15 protein-coding genes are annotated in these 15,992 nt (G+C 68.7%); 11 read left to right on the top strand and 4 right to left on the bottom strand.

Features of this window, described 5'->3' with window-relative positions:
* The first annotated feature begins 1 nt into the window (after position 1).
* Together C3B61_RS11170 and C3B61_RS11165 are read left to right on the top strand one after the other, a co-directional pair.
* The gene (locus C3B61_RS11170; protein WP_165787919.1) at positions 2-574 is read left to right on the top strand and encodes a MarR family winged helix-turn-helix transcriptional regulator; all 573 of its coding nucleotides are present in this window, start codon (positions 2-4) and stop codon (positions 572-574) included.
* Positions 575-638: 64 nt separating this feature from the next.
* Positions 639-1,166, top strand: a complete 528-nt coding sequence (locus tag C3B61_RS11165; RefSeq protein WP_088456033.1) for an adenine phosphoribosyltransferase — start codon at positions 639-641, stop codon at positions 1,164-1,166.
* Between the two features lie 187 nt (positions 1,167-1,353).
* Here the strand turns inward: C3B61_RS11165 and deoC are convergent, their stop codons facing one another.
* Complete coding sequence (gene deoC / locus C3B61_RS11160; RefSeq protein WP_103460635.1) at positions 1,354-2,067, bottom strand: deoxyribose-phosphate aldolase; 714 nt, start codon at positions 2,065-2,067, stop codon at positions 1,354-1,356.
* Positions 2,068-2,166: 99 nt separating this feature from the next.
* On the opposite strand from deoC, the gene C3B61_RS11155 reads away from it, so the two are divergent.
* Complete coding sequence (locus tag C3B61_RS11155) at positions 2,167-2,616, top strand: NUDIX domain-containing protein (protein ID WP_103460634.1); 450 nt, start codon at positions 2,167-2,169, stop codon at positions 2,614-2,616.
* Here C3B61_RS11155 and C3B61_RS11150 read toward each other — a convergent pair.
* On the bottom strand, positions 2,597-3,469 hold the full coding sequence (locus C3B61_RS11150; protein WP_103460633.1) for a DUF1295 domain-containing protein: 873 nt from the start codon (positions 3,467-3,469) through the stop codon (positions 2,597-2,599). The two genes, C3B61_RS11155 and C3B61_RS11150, sit on opposite strands and share 20 nt — an antisense overlap.
* Positions 3,466-6,012: an ATP-dependent DNA ligase gene (locus tag C3B61_RS11145; RefSeq protein WP_103460632.1), complete on the bottom strand. Its 2,547-nt coding sequence runs from the start codon at positions 6,010-6,012 to the stop codon at positions 3,466-3,468. Before C3B61_RS11145 ends, C3B61_RS11150 begins: the two co-directional genes overlap by 4 nt.
* Positions 6,013-6,094: 82 nt before the next feature.
* Between C3B61_RS11145 and ku the strand changes: the two genes are divergently transcribed.
* The 5 genes from ku to C3B61_RS11120 all read left to right on the top strand — a co-directional run bounded on the left by ku (position 6,095) and on the right by C3B61_RS11120 (position 9,556).
* Positions 6,095-7,003, top strand: coding sequence for a non-homologous end joining protein Ku (gene ku, locus C3B61_RS11140; protein ID WP_103460631.1), 909 nt, complete (start codon positions 6,095-6,097; stop codon positions 7,001-7,003).
* Between the two features lie 33 nt (positions 7,004-7,036).
* Positions 7,037-7,621, top strand: a complete 585-nt coding sequence (locus C3B61_RS11135) for a CDP-alcohol phosphatidyltransferase family protein (RefSeq protein ID WP_241990293.1) — start codon at positions 7,037-7,039, stop codon at positions 7,619-7,621.
* Positions 7,622-7,743: 122 nt separating this feature from the next.
* Complete coding sequence (locus tag C3B61_RS11130; protein WP_088457974.1) at positions 7,744-8,157, top strand: FHA domain-containing protein; 414 nt, start codon at positions 7,744-7,746, stop codon at positions 8,155-8,157.
* Positions 8,157-8,855, top strand: coding sequence for a transcriptional regulator FtsR (gene ftsR / locus C3B61_RS11125; protein WP_088456039.1), 699 nt, complete (start codon positions 8,157-8,159; stop codon positions 8,853-8,855). Before C3B61_RS11130 ends, ftsR begins: the two co-directional genes overlap by 1 nt.
* Positions 8,856-9,004: 149 nt before the next feature.
* Positions 9,005-9,556 carry a MerR family transcriptional regulator gene (locus tag C3B61_RS11120; RefSeq protein ID WP_088456040.1) on the top strand — a complete coding sequence of 184 codons (552 nt, stop codon included), beginning with the start codon at positions 9,005-9,007 and terminating at the stop codon, positions 9,554-9,556.
* Between the two features lie 69 nt (positions 9,557-9,625).
* On the opposite strand, the gene C3B61_RS11115 is transcribed toward C3B61_RS11120, so the two are convergent.
* Positions 9,626-10,438 (bottom strand): ParA family protein, encoded by an 813-nt coding sequence (locus C3B61_RS11115; protein WP_088456041.1) that lies wholly within the window; start codon positions 10,436-10,438, stop codon positions 9,626-9,628.
* A gap of 77 nt (positions 10,439-10,515) precedes the next feature.
* Here C3B61_RS11115 and C3B61_RS11110 point away from each other — a divergent pair, with 77 nt between their 5' ends.
* The 3 genes from C3B61_RS11110 (at position 10,516) to def (ending at position 15,919) form a co-directional block, all read left to right on the top strand.
* Positions 10,516-13,920: a pyruvate carboxylase gene (locus C3B61_RS11110; RefSeq protein ID WP_088456042.1), complete on the top strand. Its 3,405-nt coding sequence runs from the start codon at positions 10,516-10,518 to the stop codon at positions 13,918-13,920.
* A 55-nt stretch (positions 13,921-13,975) separates the two neighbouring features.
* Positions 13,976-15,358 (top strand): MinD/ParA family ATP-binding protein, encoded by a 1,383-nt coding sequence (locus C3B61_RS11105; RefSeq protein WP_241990294.1) that lies wholly within the window; start codon positions 13,976-13,978, stop codon positions 15,356-15,358.
* 69 nt (positions 15,359-15,427) lie between these two features.
* Complete coding sequence (def, locus tag C3B61_RS11100) at positions 15,428-15,919, top strand: peptide deformylase (RefSeq protein ID WP_103431702.1); 492 nt, start codon at positions 15,428-15,430, stop codon at positions 15,917-15,919.
* Positions 15,920-15,992: the final 73 nt, after the last annotated feature.

Here is a 15,992-nt window from a genome sequence, read left to right as displayed (position 1 = left end):
TATGCCTCCCGCCGTCGTACCCGCCGCGGAGCCGAGTCGAGTCGGTTCCGACGCGTACTGGTACCCGGATGCCGCCTCCGGTGCCGGCCCGGAGCGGGTCACCGCGGTCGACGTGCTCCGCGCCGTGCGCAGGTTCCGCGCGGCCGACGTGGCGATGCGCATCCGGGCGCGCTCCGACATGGACATGAACGACTCCGACCTGGTCGCCCTGCGGCACCTGATCGCGGCGGAGGAGCGCTCGGAGCCGATCGGCCCGAAGGACCTCAGCGCCGTTCTCGGCATCACCTCGGCCGCCACGGCCAAGCTGCTCTCGCGGCTGGAGGCATCCGGTCGGCTGCGCCGGGAGCCGCACCCCAGCGACCGGCGTGCGCAGGTGTTGCACGCCACCCGGCGCGCTCACGACGAGATGCGGCGCACCCTGGGAGCGGCACACCAGCGGATGCTGGCCGCCGCCGAGAAGCTCACCGCGCCGGAGCAGCTCGCCGTGGTGCGTTTCCTCGACGAGCTCAGCGGAGCGATGGACGAGCCGGCCGACTCGGCCGCGCCCGACACCGACGCCCCCACCGCACCCTGACTCGCGGGTTGCGGCGGCTGCTGGTGGCCGAGGGGCGAGGAAACCGGGCGGTACCCTTGAGTACGTGATTATTCCCGCCGCCCAGCACGTGCACACCCTCCTCGCCTCGTATCCGGACTTCCCCCAACCCGGGATCCTGTTCCGTGACCTCAACCCGGTTTTCGCCGATGCCGTGGCCTTCCGAGCGATCATCGACGACCTGAGTGAGCGCTACCGGGGCCAGTTCGACGCCGTGGCCGGCATCGAGGCCCGTGGGTTCCTGCTCGCGGCCGGCATCGGTTACGCCGCCCAGTGCGCGGTCCTCGCGGTGCGCAAGGGCGGAAAGCTCCCCGGCACGGTGCTGACGGAGGAGTACGACCTGGAGTACGGCTCGGCACGCCTCGAACTGGAGGTCGGGCAGCTGCCCGCCGGGTCCCGGGTGCTCATCGTGGATGATGTGCTGGCCACCGGCGGCACCGTCGCGGCCACCGCGCGCCTCATCGAACGGGCCGGCTACCTGACGATCGGTGTCGGCGTGGTGCTCGAACTGGCCGAGCTCGACGGGCGTAGCCGTATCGGCGACGCACCCGTGCACACCATCGTCTCGGTCTAGCCGCCCGCCTTCTGACCCCTGTCGGATGGTGCCTTCGGCACGGGTCGTCTCCGACGGCACAGGTTGTTCCTCGCGGCACGTGGTATTTCCGACAGCCCGGGTTGGAACGCAGGCCGCCGCGACTACCACGTGCCGCCGGGGCTAACCCGCGCCGTGACGTTCGTGGCGGGGTCAGGCCCGGGTGCCGCTAGTAGGCTGCGGGGTTGGCCGACGCCTCGACGGCTGCGCCGGAGAGCACGGCCTTGCTGCCGGACACGCCGAGACGGCTCGCGCCGGCCTCGATCATGGCGAGGGCGTCGGCGTGGCTGCGCACGCCGCCGGAGGCCTTGACGCCGAGGGCATCGCCGACGGTTTCGCGCATCAGGCGCACGGCGTGCACGGTGGCGCCGCCGGCAGGGTGGAACCCGGTCGAGGTCTTGACAAAATCGGCGCCCGCGGCAACGGCCGCGCGGCAGACGCCGACGATCTCGTCGTCGGTGAGGGCGGCGGACTCGATGATCACCTTGAGGATCAGGGGTGCGGGGATCTCGGCGCGCACGGCGCTGATGTCGGCTTCGACGAGATCGAACCGGCCGGCCTTGGCCGCACCGATGTCGATGACCATGTCCACCTCGTCGGTGCCCTGCGACACCGACAGGGCGGCCTCGGCAGCCTTGATCGAGCTGGCGTGCTTGCCGCTCGGGAAACCGCAGACCACGGCGACCTTGAGGTCGGCATCCGCGGGAAGGGTCAGCGGCAACATCGACGGCGACACGCAGACCGAGTAGACGCCGAGCTCAACGGCCTCGGCGATGAGGCCGGCCACGTCGGCCTGGGTGGCCTCGGGCTTCAGCAGGGTGTGGTCGATATAGCGGGCGAGGCCGGCGGCGTCGAGTGCGGGGGCGGGGGTGGAAGAGGTCATGCTCGTAAGTCCTTTGGGAGGGGCGGCGAGGTGTCCGCCTGGCTCGATCTTACCCGGCGAGCGGATGATGTTCCCTGGCGGGTGCGGCATGCTTGAGTTATGAGCGGGAGCGGTGATGCGTGGGTCTACGGCCCCGACGGTGCCAGGTTCTGGGGCCGGTACGGGGCGGCCGGTCTGCTCGTGCACCATCCGGACCTCGGTGTCCTTCTGCAGCACCGTGCCCTGTGGAGCCATCAGGGCGACACCTGGGGAGTCCCGGGCGGCGCCAGGCACGAGAACGAGAGCGCCCTCGACGCCGCGATCCGGGAGGCCGGCGAAGAGGCCGGTGTTCCCGCGCACCTGCTCAGGCTGAGCTTCAGTTCGGTGGTCGACCTCGGCTTCTGGTCGTACACCACGGTGGTCGTCCGGGCGCTGGAACCGTTCGACCCGATCATCAGTGACACCGAGAGCATCGCGCTGCGCTGGGTGGCGCCGGCCGAGGTGCAGCAGCTGCCGCTGCATCCGGGTTTCGCGGCCAGCTGGCCCGCGCTCAGGGAGCGCCTGGTCTGACCGGGCCGTCGCCGGCGGATGCGCCCACCGAGTCGGGCGCCGGTCGGCGCGGCGGCCACGGCACGAGGGCGGAGACCTCGCGCTGATAGGCCCGATAGCCGGGATGCCTGGAGACCGAGATGCTCTCGGTGAAGGCGGTGGATCCCGCGAAGAGCAGGGTCAGCAACACCGCGCCGAGTGCACCCGGCTGCAGCCAGGTGCCGGCGGCGATGGCGCCGAAGCCGGCGATCACCCACCACTGGGCGATCTCGCAGAAGTAGTTCGGATGCCTGGAGAACCCGAAGAGTCCGCTCCGCAGAAACCCCGGGTCGGCCCCGCCCCGCGCACGGAGCACGGTGCGGGAGCGTTGGAAGTCCCACTGCTGCTGATCGGCCACGGTTTCCCCGGCGAGGAAGGCGAGGAACAGCACGGTGGCGACCAGGTCGGCGGCGCCGAACGGTGTCTGTGGGTGCTGCAGCCCGATCCACGCGGGCAGGGTGATGAGCAGCAGCAACAGGTTCTGGTAGCCGGAAATGAACGCCAGGTTGAACAGGGCGAACTGGCGCCGGCTCATCCTGCGCCCCAGCGCCACCCACCGATAGTCCTCCCCGCCGGGCCGGTAGCCGCCCTTCCGCGCGAAATTGAAGGTCAGTCGCAGGCCCCACAGCGTGCCGAGCACGGCCATGACGACCAGCCGGGGATCGGTGAGCCCGCCGGCGACGGCGAACACCCACAGATAGACCGGCGGCAGCACCGACCAGGCACGGTCCACCCAGGAGTACTCCCGGGTCAGAACCGATAGCAGCCAGGTTGTGGCGATGGCGGCCCCACACAGGCTCAGGCACACCAGTAGGGCGGATGCGGCGGCGGTCATCGGGGCGCCGTCCCCTCCGGCACCGCGGCATCCCGCGCCGCGGCATCCCGCGCCGCGGCATCCGGCGCTGCGTCCGCCGGCATCGCCTCGTCGAGCACCACATCATTGGGCGCTTTGTCTGGGCGCAGGCCACGCCAGCTCGGGTGCCGCAGCCGGCCGGCCGGTGTCCACCCGGCGAACTCCACTTCGCCCACGAGCACCGGGCGCACCCACACGGCGTCGGACGCCTCCTCCGACGGAACGTCGTCGAACGGGGTGTCCGTCGTGGGCAGCTCGTCGAGCCGGCGGCGCAGGCTGGTCAGGTCGCGGTCGCGGAAGCCGGTGCCGATCCGCCCGGCGTACCGCAGACGGGCTGTGTCGCCGGCCGTCGGCACGCCCACGAGAAGCGAGCCGAAGGTGTCGCCGCGGTGCCCGTTTCCGGGCCGCCAGCCGCCGATCACGACCTCCTGTGCCCTGACGTGTTTGATCTTCACCCACCGGTCGGTGCGGCGTCCGCTTGTGTAGGTACTGCCGGTCTCCTTGGCGATCAGTCCCTCCAGGCCGAGTTGCCGGCTGGTGGCCAGCACCGTGGCGGCATCGCCGGAGAAGGACGGCGGCACCTGCACGGTTCCGGTGGCCGTCACACCGGCCTCCAAGGCCGCCCGGCGCTCCGCGTACGGCTGGTCGACCAGAGCAGCGCCGTCGTTCTCGAGCAGGTCGAAGACAAAATAATGCACGGGGGCCCGCCGCTGCGCCCGGCGCACATCACCCTCATCGGTGAGCCCGAGCCTGGTCTGCAGCAGTGAGAAGTCGGGCCGGTTTGTGGTGTCCAGGGCCACGACCTCCCCGTCGAGCACGGCGCCGCCGGTTCCCACGGCCGTTCGCAGGTCGTCCACGAGCTCGGGGAAGGATGCCGTGACGTCGTTGCCGTTCCGGGTGAGGAAGCGCACCTTCCCGCCGCCGTCGAGGTAGGCCAGCATCCGGATGCCATCCCACTTCATCTCGTAGGCCCAGTCGGACTCCGCAGACAGCTCGCGCAGGCTGCCCAGCCTGGCGAGCATGGGGGAGTATCGGGCCTCGGTAGGACCCCCGCCGGCCGGTACCGGTCGTTTCGGTTTCATCAGGTGGATCAGCCAGTTGCGTGACTCCGCACCGCCGGTCCGGATGAGCGCGAACTCGTGTTCGGCACCGCCCAGACCGCCGTCCGGTTTGCCGTGCAGGGTGACGATCACCTCATCGTCCCGCCATTTCTGCAGCGAATAGGTGCCGGAATCCCAGATCGACATGGTGCCGGCGCCGTACTCTCCCGCCGGAATATCACCCTGGAACTCGAGATACTCCAGCGGGTGATCCTCGGTGTGCACGGCCAGGTGGTTGTGGGTGGGGTCGGCGGGCACGCCCTTGGGCAGCGCCCACGAGACCAGCACGCCGCCCTGTTCCAGGCGCAGGTCGAAGTGCAGGGCCCTGGCGTGGTGCTCCTGGATCACAAACGATGCCCCGCCACCACCGGCGGGCGCGGGCGGTGTCGCCGTCGGCACGGGCTCAGGGGTGCGCCGGGCGTCGCGCTTGCTGCGGTACTGGTGCAGGCGGTCCTCGTCGGTCCGTGAGGCCGAGCCGGCGCCCGCGTCGATGGCGTCCGCCACCGGGCCCAGCAGGTCGGGGCGTCGTTCCAGTCGCTTCAGCACCTGCCGGTAATCCAGCTGCTCCAGTCCGGGCGACTCCAGCTCCCGCCAGGTTCGCGGTGCCGCCACCAGCGGCCGCAGCAGTCCGCGCAGGCTGTACGGCGCGATAGTGGTTTTGTTCGCGCTGTTCTGGCTCCAGTCCACGAAGACCTTCCCGTCCCGCAGCGACCGGGTCATCGCGCTGAGCACCTCCCCTGGATGGTCCGCTTCCAACGCCCGCGCGAGTTCATGCGCGACCTGGCCCACCTGCTCAGAGGTGTGGCTGCCGTCCAGCGCCGCATACAGGTGGATGCCCTTGCTCCCACTGGTCACCGGCAGGGTGTCCAGGCCCATGTCCAGCAGCAGGGCCCTGGCCCACCGGGCCACCTCAGCGCACTCGGCGAGGCCGACGCCCTCGCCGGGGTCCAGGTCCAGCACCAGCCGGTCGGGGCGGGCCGGGGCGCCCGCCACGTCGAACCGCCACTGCGGCACGTGGATCTCCAGGGTGCCGATCTGGGCGAGCCAGGTGAGGGTGGCCAGATCGTTCACCAGCGGGTACACGGTGGTGCGCGCCTTGTGAGCGAGTTCCCGGCGCTCCACCCAGTCCGGCGTGCCCTCGGCCAGGTTCTTCTGGAAGAACACCTGCCCGGGCTCCTGGGGCGTGCCCACGCCGTGCACCCAGCGCTTGCGGGTCGCCGGCCGGTCCCGCGCATGGCGGATGAGCGCATCCGCGACCGCCGCGTAGTAGCCCAGGATGTCGGCCTTGGTGGTGCCGGTCTCCGGGTACATCACTTTGTCCAGATGGGTGAGGGTGACCCGGCGGCCACCCACTGTCACGACCTCCCGCTGAGCGCCGTCGGCGCTCACAGCGCCATTCCCCGCAGCCCCCGCGCCAGTCACCATGTGCCCAGCTTGCTCCACGCCCGCCCACCGGTCTAGCCTCACCCCATAGGACGGGTGTGTACTGGGCTCTGGAGGACGAACGATGCGATCAATCTGGAAGGGCGCCATCACGTTCGGGCTGGTCAACGTGCCGGTCAAGGTCTACAGCGCCACCGAAGACCACGACGTCGAACTGCACCAGGTGCACGACGCTGACGGCGGACGCATCCGCTACCAGCGCCGCTGTGAGGTCTGCGGCAAGGTCGTCGACTACGCGCACATCGACAAGGCCTTCACCGACGGCGACAAGACCGTCGTGATCACCGATGCCGACCTCAAGTCCCTGCCAGAGGAACGCAGCCGCGAGATCGACGTCGTCGAATTCGTGCCCAGCGACCAGCTCGACCCGATCATGTTCGACCGCAGTTACTTCCTCGAGCCAGACGGTTCCTCGCCCAAAGCCTACGTGCTGCTGCGGCGCACCCTGGAGCAGACCGACCGCACCGCCATCGTGCACTTCGCGTTGCGGCAGAAAACGCGGCTCGCCGCACTCCGGGTGCGCGACGGCGTTCTGATGCTGCAGACCCTGCTCTGGGACGACGAGGTGCGGGTGGCCGAGTTCCCGGCGCTTGAGCAGGCCGTGAAGATCTCCGACCGGGAGCTGGACCTCTCCGCGGCCCTGGTGGACTCCTTCGCCGCCGATTTCAGCCCGGGCGACTACACCGATGAGTACCAGGCCCAACTGCGCCGCCTCATCGAAGAGAAGCTCGAGAAGGGTGACGCGATCGACACCGAGGCCACTTTCGGCGGTGCCGACGAGGAGGCCGGCGGGGGAGAGGTGCTCGACCTGATGGAGGCGCTGCGCCGCAGCGTCGACCGCAGCCGGTCCGGGGACGGTGCCGCCAAGACCGGTGCCGCCAAGACCGCAGCAACCAAGACGGCAGCAACCAAGACCGGTGCCACCAAGACCAAGGCCGCCACGAAGAAGCCCGCCGCCAGGAAAGAAGCCTGAGCCTCTACGGTGGCCGCTCGATAGACTCGTGTCGTGACCGGACCCGTTCCACCTCACCTCAGCTCCAGGGTGCTGACGGTCCCGAATGTGCTCAGTTTCCTGCGACTGGCGCTCGTCCCGGTCTTCCTCACCCTGCTGGTGCGCGGTGAGGACGCCTGGGCGCTCCTGGTCCTCGCGGTGGCCAGCCTCACCGACTACCTCGATGGCGTGATCGCGCGAAGGTTCAACCAGATCACCCGGCTCGGCCAACTGCTCGACCCGGCCGCGGACCGGCTCTACATCTTTGCCGCACTCGTCGGGCTCGCCTTTCGCGATCTGGTGCCGTGGTGGATCGTTGCCGTCGTCGTCGGTCGCGATGTGTTCCTGCTCGGCTTGGGAGTTGTGCTGGCCAACCATGGTTTCGGCCCGCTTCCTGTGCATCAGCTGGGCAAGGTGGCCACGTTCTGCCTCTTTTATGCCCTCCCGATGATCATGCTCGGCCAGGCGTTCCCCGAGCTGTCCTGGTGGTCGCAGCCCGTCGGCTGGGCGTTCGGTCTCTGGGGCGCCTACCTCTACTGGTGGGCCGGGGCCATCTACGCGATTGAAACGGTTCGGGTGATTCGGCTTCCGCGCGCTTGAAGGTCCGTTCCATCCGATACGATTTACCCAGTAGGAGGTGCACCGTGGTCGATCCCGACGACAAGAAAGAACCCGTGCGTAAGGTGGCGCCTGAGAATGCCACGGGCAACGTCGACACGACGATGACGTTCAGCCAGGAGTTCGCGGCGTCCTTGGCCGCGCTCGACGCCAACGTCACCGTCGAGGAGCAGGAGGCCATTGCGGCGCTGCCCTCAGGGTCAGCCCTCCTGGTGGTGCGCCGCGGTCCCAATTCGGGTGCGCGTTTCCTCCTGGATGCCGATGTCACCACGGTGGGACGACACCCGAATGCCGACATCTTCCTCGATGACGTCACGGTGTCGCGTCGCCATGCCGAATTCCTGCGCAACGGCCGCATCTTCCAGGTGAAAGACCTGGGATCGCTCAACGGCACCTATTTTGACGGCGAACGCATCGACCTGGCCGTCCTCACCGACGGATCCGAAGTTCAGGTCGGCAAATTCCGCCTCACGTTCTACGCCTCGCGGCTCGACCTCGTTCACCTGGCGAGCGACTAGTGTCGGCGTCCTCCGCCCAGGCCAGACTGCCGGGCGCGACGTCACTCTTGAGTATCGGCCAGGTCCTGGCCCGGTTGACACCGGAATTCCCGGACCTGACCCCGTCCAAACTGCGGTTCCTTGAGGAACAGGGGCTTGTCTCCCCGGCACGCACGGAGTCCGGCTACCGCAAGTTCAACGGCGGCGACGTTGACAGGCTGCGCCTGATCCTGTCGATGCAGCGCGACCACTACCTGCCGCTGAAGGTGATCCGCGCCTACCTCGACGACCTCGACGCGGGCCTGTCACCGGTTCTTCCCGGCGGCGGGGCACCCGGTCCGAGCATGCTCGTGATCGCGCGACGCTTCACCCGCGAGGACCTCCTGCGCGAGTCCGGAGCCTCCTCCACTCTTCTGCACGACGCCGTCACCGCGTCGATCATCGTGCCGGCCGAACACTACGGCGACGACGCCCTCAAGGTGCTCCGCGCCCTGGTCGACCTGCAGCAGAGCGGGATCGAACCCAGGCACCTCCGCGGCTTCCGCGGTGCGGCCGAACGCGAGCTCGGCCTGATCGAGAGCGCCCTGGTTCCGCTGGCCCGCCGCAAAGACGCCTCCAGCCGCGCCAAGGCGGCCGAAATGGCCGTGGAGATCGCCGGGCAGCTCGAAGTGATCCGTGGCAGCCTGATCCGCTCCGCCCTGGGCCGCCTGACCAAATAAGTCGTAGACTGAAAGTTCAACGCACCGAGAACCAGCGTTCTCTCGACACGCCGACACGTTCGGGCGGATGTCATCGGTAGGGGCCGTCGGTCTCGCTAACGTTGAAGTGCGGCCTGAAGGTTCGCATCCACCCCCGAGAGGCGTTCTGTATGAGTGAACTCAATCCCCGAGATGATTCGTCTCGGTACGGTCAGGGGCTGCTCTTCACCGACGGGATGCCCGAGCTCGACGAGAACTCCGGCTACCGGGGTGCCGTCGCGGCGCGCGCCGCGGGTATCAGCTACCGCCAGCTCGACTACTGGGCCCGCACCGAACTCGTGGAGCCCACGGTTCGCGGCGCGGCCGGCTCCGGCTCGCAGCGGCTCTACGGCTTCCGCGACATCCTGGTACTCAAGCTCGTCAAACGTCTGCTCGACACCGGCATCTCCCTGCAGCAGATCCGCACCGCGGTCAACCAGCTGCGCGAATCTGGCGTCAACGACCTGGCCCAGACCACCCTCATGAGCGACGGCGCCAGCGTCTACCTCTGCACCTCCAACGACGAGGTCATCGACCTCGTCAGCCGCGGCCAGGGTGTCTTCGGCATCGCCGTCGGCAAGGTCCTGCGCGAGGTGGAAACCACCCTCGTCGAACTCGACACCCAGACGGCCGACCCGTCCGACGAGCTCGCCGCCCGTCGCGTCTCCCGCAAGGTCTCCTAGCCGCACGAACTGTGAGAAAAGCCCCGAAAACGCTCGCGTTTCGGGGCTTTTCTCACAGCTCGAGAGCTCTTAGCGCGCGGGGACTTCCGCGTACTCGCCGATGCGTGCGGTGCGCAGGACCCGGTCCAGCAGCTGGTCGAAGTAGTGCGCCATCTCCTGGGCGCTGTCGCCCGGCCAGGTGTGCAGGGGCTTCGCGGCGCCCTGGGCCTGCTGCAGGCTGGTGCGCTCCGGAAGCTGCGGGCTGAGCACCAGCGGTCCGAACATGTCGCGCAGTTCCTTGATCCGGAACTGGTGCTCCAGTGACGCGGTGCGGGCGCGGTTGACGATGATGCCCAACGGCTGCAGTCGGGGGCTGAGGCCACGACGGATTTCCTCGATCGCGCGCAGGGCACGGTCGGCGGCGGCCACCGAGAACAGGCCGGGCTCGGTGACCACGGCAACCCGGTCGCTGGCGGCCCACGCGGTGCGGGTGAGCGCGTTCAGCGAGGGGGCACAGTCGATCAGCACGAGGTCGTAGTCCTTCTCCACCGTGGAGAGGGCCTCCTCGAGCTTCCAGATGTCCCGGATGCTGGGGTGCGGGCCGTCGAAATTAATGGCGGAGGGGCTGCCGATCATGACGTCGATCGTGCCGGGGCGACCGCGGGTCCAGCCGCTGGGCGCGATGGCGGCCCGAACGACTTTTTCCTTCGGCGAAGCCAGCACGTCGGCGACATTGAGGTGGCCGGCGAGCTGGATGTCGAGCCCGGTAGAGACATCTGATTGCGGATCGAGGTCGACCACGAGGGTCCGAACACCGCGGGCGAAGGCGGCAGAAGCCAGACCAAGGGTTACCGTGGTCTTGCCTACCCCTCCCTTGAGGGAGCTAACGCTAAGTACGTGCACAAGTAGATACGTTACCTTCACTAGTCTTAGAGAACCTAACCGTCAGCTGTGTGCCGCTCCCGGATCGAAAGGTCTCTATGTTCACCAAAATCCTCGTCGCCAACCGTGGAGAGATAGCAATCCGCGCGTTCCGCGCCGCCTATGAACTGGGCGCGAAAACCGTCGCCGTCTTCCCGTTCGAAGACCGCAATTCACTGCACAGGCTGAAGGCCGACGAGGCTTACGAGATCGGCGAACCCGGACACCCCGTCCGCGCCTACCTCGATGTGTCCGAGATCATCCGGGTGGCCAAGGAGAGCGGCGCAGACGCCATCTACCCCGGCTACGGATTCCTCTCCGAGAACCCCGAGCTCGCCGAAGCGGCCAAGGCCGCCGGCATCACCTTCATCGGGCCGGGCTCGCACGTGCTCGAGATGGCCGGCAACAAGGTCACCGCCAAGGAACACGCCATCGCTGCCGGTGTGCCCGTCCTCAAGTCCAGCGCGCCGTCGCGAGACGTCGAGGAGCTCATCGCGGCCGCAGAGGAGATCGGCTTCCCCATCTTCGCCAAGGCCGTCGCCGGCGGCGGTGGACGCGGCATGCGCCGCGTCGCCTCCATGGCCGACCTGCGCGGTTCCCTCGAAGAGGCCATGCGCGAGGCCAACAGCGCCTTCGGTGACCCCACCATGTTCCTCGAGCAGGCCGTGCTGCGGCCCCGCCACATCGAGGTGCAGATCCTTGCGGACGCCACGGGCGAGACCGTGCACCTGTTCGAGCGCGACTGCTCGGTGCAGCGCCGCCACCAGAAGGTCATCGAGATCGCACCGGCCCCCAACCTGCCGGAGGAAATCCGTCAGCGACTGCACGCCGACGCCGTGGCCTTCGCCAGGTCGATCGGTTACGTCAACGCCGGCACCGTCGAATTCCTGCTCGACACCGTCGGCGAACGCGCCGGCCAGCACGTGTTCATCGAGATGAACCCGCGCATCCAGGTGGAGCACACCGTGACCGAGGAAGTCACCGACGTCGACCTCGTGCAGTCCCAGATCCGCATCGCCGCGGGGGAGACCCTGGCCGACCTCGGCCTGGGCCAGGACACGATCAAACTGCGTGGCTTCGCCCTGCAGTGCCGCATCACCACAGAGGACCCCACCGCGGGATTCCGCCCGGACACCGGCAAGATCACCACTTACCGCTCGCCCGGAGGCGCCGGCATCCGCCTGGACGGCGGAACCATCAACCCCGGCGCGCAGATCAGCCCGCACTTCGACTCGATGCTCGCCAAGCTCACCTGCCGCGGCCGCGACTACGCGTCCGCCGTCACCCGCTCCAAGCGCGCGCTGGCCGAGTTCCGCATCCGCGGCGTCTCCACCAACATCGCCTTCCTGCAGGCCGTGCTGGAAGACCCCGACTTCGCCAACGGCGACCTGAGCACCTCCTTCATCGACGAGCGTCCGCAGCTGCTGCGTGGCCGGGCTTCCAAGGACCGCGGCACGAAGATCCTCAACTGGCTCGCCGACGTCACCGTGAACCAGCCCAACGGTGTGCCCCTGACCCTGCTGAACCCCGCAGAGAAGCTGCCCAAGCTCGACCTGTCCATTCCGGCGCCGGAGGGTTCGCGGCAGAAGCTGCAGCTGCTCGGCCCGGTCGGCTTCGCCAGCGCCTTGCGCGCCCAAACGGCGCTGGCCGTCACCGACACGACCTTCCGTGACGCCCACCAGTCGCTGCTGGCCACCCGGGTGCGCACCAAGGACCTCGTCGCCGTGGCTCCCTACGTGGCGAGGCTCACCCCCGAACTGCTCTCGGTCGAGGCCTGGGGCGGTGCCACCTACGACGTGGCCCTCCGCTTCCTCGGCGAAGACCCGTGGGAGCGTCTCGGCGCCCTGCGCGAGGCCCTGCCGAACATCAACATCCAGATGCTGCTGCGCGGCCGCAACACCGTGGGCTACACCCCGTACCCCACCGAGGTGACGGATGCGTTCGTCCGCGAGGCCAGCGATTCAGGTGTTGACATCTTCCGCATCTTCGACGCTCTCAACGACGTCAACCAGATGCGCCCGGCCATCGACGCCGTGCTGAACACCGGCGACAGCGTTGCCGAGGTGGCGCTCTGCTACACCGGCGACCTGCTCGACCCTGCCGAGGACCTCTACACGCTCGACTACTACCTGCGCCTCGCCGACCAGATCGTGGCGTCCGGCGCGCACATCCTGGCCATCAAGGACATGGCCGGGCTGCTGCGGCCCGCCGCCGCCGCGAAGCTCGTCACCGCGTTCCGCGAACGCTTCGACCTACCGGTGCACGTGCACACGCACGACACCCCCGGCGGCCAGCTGGCGACCCTGCTGGCGGCCTCCCAGGCCGGAGCCGACGCCGTGGACGTGGCCAGCGCCCCGATGGGCGGCACCACCAGCCAGCCGTCGGCGTCCTCCCTCGTGGCCGCGCTCGCTCACACCGAACGGGACACCGGCATCTCCCTGCAGAACGTCTGCGACCTCGAGCCGTACTGGGAAGACGTGCGCCGGGTCTACCACCCCTTCGAATCGGGCCTCCGCGCCCCCACCGGCCGGGTGTACAAGCACGAGATCCCGGGCGGGCAGCTGTCCAACCTGCGCACCCAGGCCATCGCGCTCGGCCTCGCCGATGACTTCGAGCTCATCGAAGACATGTACGCGGCAGCGAACGAGATCCTGGGCCGCGTGCCCAAGGTGACTCCGTCCTCCAAGGTCGTCGGTGACCTGGCCCTGTACCTCGCGGCCGTGAACGCCGACCCGGCCGATTTCGAAGCCAATCCTTCCAAGTACGACGTGCCGGACTCCGTGGTGGGCTTCATGGCCGGCGAACTCGGCGACCTGCCGGGCGGCTGGCCGGAGCCCTTCCGCAGCAAGGTGCTCGAGGGCCGAAGCATCCGGGTGAGCACGACCGAGCTGACCGACGAGGAACGTACCGCCCTCGACGCCGACAGCCCCACTCGACGCGCCATGCTCAACCAGCTGCTCTTCCCGGCTCCCACCCGGACCTTCCAACAGATCCGCGAACTCTTCGGCGACCTGTCCGTGGTCGACACCGTCGACTACCTTTACGGTCTGCGACAGGGCACCGAACACTCGGTCGAGATCGACAAGGGTGTGCGGCTCTACGTCGGGCTCGAGGCGATCGGCGAGGCCGACGAGAAGGGCATGCGCACCGTCATGACCATTCTCAACGGGCAGCTGCGTCCGGTCTTCGTGCGTGACCGCAGCATCGCGGTGGTCAGCAAGGCGGCCGAGAAGGCCGACGCCAACCAGCCCGGCCAGATCGCCGCACCGTTCTCCGGTGTGGTCACCCTGCAGGTCGCCGATGGCGACCACGTGACCGCCGGCCAGAGCGTCGCCTCGATCGAGGCCATGAAGATGGAAGCAGCCATCACCTCGCCCATCGCCGGCGTCGTCGAAAGGGTCGCGATCCCCGCCACCCAGCAGGTCGACGCGGGTGACCTGCTCGTAGTGGTGCGGCCACGCTAGGCTGAGGCCTGATTTGGGGCGCATTCGTGGCCCGCGAAAAAACGAGGAGTCTGCTGTGACAGATCGACGGACAGACGATGCCCAACCGCACGATGAAGGCGACGGCCAGCTGAGCCCGGCCCCGGCAGGGGCCGGGTCGCCGGTGTCCGGCGCTGCCAGAGCGCGACCGGGTGACGAGTACCACAGCGAACTCCCGCCGCACACCTTCGACAACCTCGCGGCCGCCCTGCCGGAGAGCTTCGTCTCGCTCGGCGCCGCCGGCCTGCCCAGGTCCGCTGTCGCGCCCCGCGCCGCGCACGACCCGGCCACCCCGATGGCGGGCGCACACCCCGGCACTCACACCATCGAGATCGTCACCCCGCAGCCGGCGCGAGGCGTCACAGCTCCGCTGGGCGCGAGCGGCACCGCAGCGGCAGCGCTGTCCCGCAGCATCGGACCCACGAGCGCGGCAACGGCCAGCCGGCGCGACCGCACCCGAACGGATGCCGTCGCCCCGGAATCCGCATCGATGCTCACCTCCGACCGGCTGCTGGAGATCAACCGCAAGACCCGGCGCCCGCCGAACGGCAGCTGGAACCGGTTCGTTTACAACGCCACCTTCCACCTGGTCAACCTGGGCGATTCGGCCGCCGTGCGCGCGCACCAGGCCATGGACGAACGCATCCAGAAGCAGTTCGAGGGCGGCGCGAGGTTCGTCCCGATCCTCACCCGCAAGGGCGGAGTGGGGAAGACCACCGTCACCGCACTGCTCGGGATGGCCATGGCCGACGCCAGGGAAGACCGCATCATCGCCGTCGACGCCAACCCCGACCGCGGCACCCTGAGCGAACGGGTCTCCAAGCAGACCAGGTCGACGGTGCGCGACGTCGTGACCAAGGCCGCCTCCATCGGCGGTTTCACCGATTTCTCGGCGTTGGTATCCAGGGACGAGACCCGTCTGGACATCCTGGCCAGCGACACCGACCCGCTCCTGTCCGAGGCGTTCGACGAGAACGACTACAACGTCGTCGCCGACCTGGCGGCCCGGTTCTACTCGATCGTCCTGACCGACTGCGGCACCGGGATCGTGCACTCGGTCATGCGAGCGACCCTGCAGCGCGCCGATTCCATCGTGATCGTGTCCGGCGGCAGTGTCGATGAGGCCCGGTTGGCCTCCGAAACGCTGACCTGGCTCGAGGCCAACGGTTACGGTGAACTCGTTCGCAACGCCATCGTCGCCCTCAATACCGCGACCCAGGGCACCAACCTGGTCAAGCTCGAGGAGATCGAGTCGCACTTCCGGTCCCGGGTACGCGAGATCGTGCGGATCCCGTACGACCCGCAGTTGGCCGCCGGCAGTGTGGTGTCCTTCAAGGACCTCAAGCCGATCACCCGACTGGCCGCGCGTACCCTCGCTGCCCTCGTCGTCGAAGGGTTGCCGGCCGAGCGCCGCGCTTGACTCCCTCGCACCGTATCCGTTCCATCCGTTTCATCTGATCCATCCGTTCATCCCGAAGAGAGTTTCCCCGTGCCCGAACGCCAGATCCGCCTGCTGGGCGATCCCGTCCTCAAGACCCGCTCAGAGCCGATCGGCACCATCGACGCCCGGGTGCGCAGCCTCGTCGAAGACCTGGTGGACAGCGTGAAGCTGCCGGGCCGGGCCGGCGTTGCCGCGGCCCAGATCGGCGTGAACCTGCGTGCCTTCAGCTACAACATCGACGGGGACATCGGCTATATCCTCAACCCGGTTCTGGTGGAGCTGGCGGGGGAGCCGGCGATGGTCGACGAGGGTTGCCTGTCGGTGCCCGGCCTGTGGTACCCGACCAAGCGCTACCCGTTCGCCAGGGTTACCGGCATCGACCTGGACGGCAACCCCGTCGCGGTATCCGGCGAGGGCCTGATGGCGCAGGCTCTGCAGCACGAGACCGACCACCTCGACGGGCTGCTCTACCTGGACCGGCTCGACAAGGAAAACCGCCGTGCGGCGATGAAGGAAGTGCGCGAGTCCGACTGGTTCTAACCTGTAGAGGTTGTTGCCAACACAGACGAACGAGCTGCCCCGCTGTAGCAGGGCAGCTCGTTCGTGTGTGCGC

Origin of the sequence: Cryobacterium zongtaii (genome assembly GCF_002909375.1) — a bacterium.
GTDB lineage: Bacteria > Actinomycetota > Actinomycetes > Actinomycetales > Microbacteriaceae > Cryobacterium > Cryobacterium zongtaii.
This window is presented reverse-complemented; position numbering and strand designations above follow the sequence as displayed.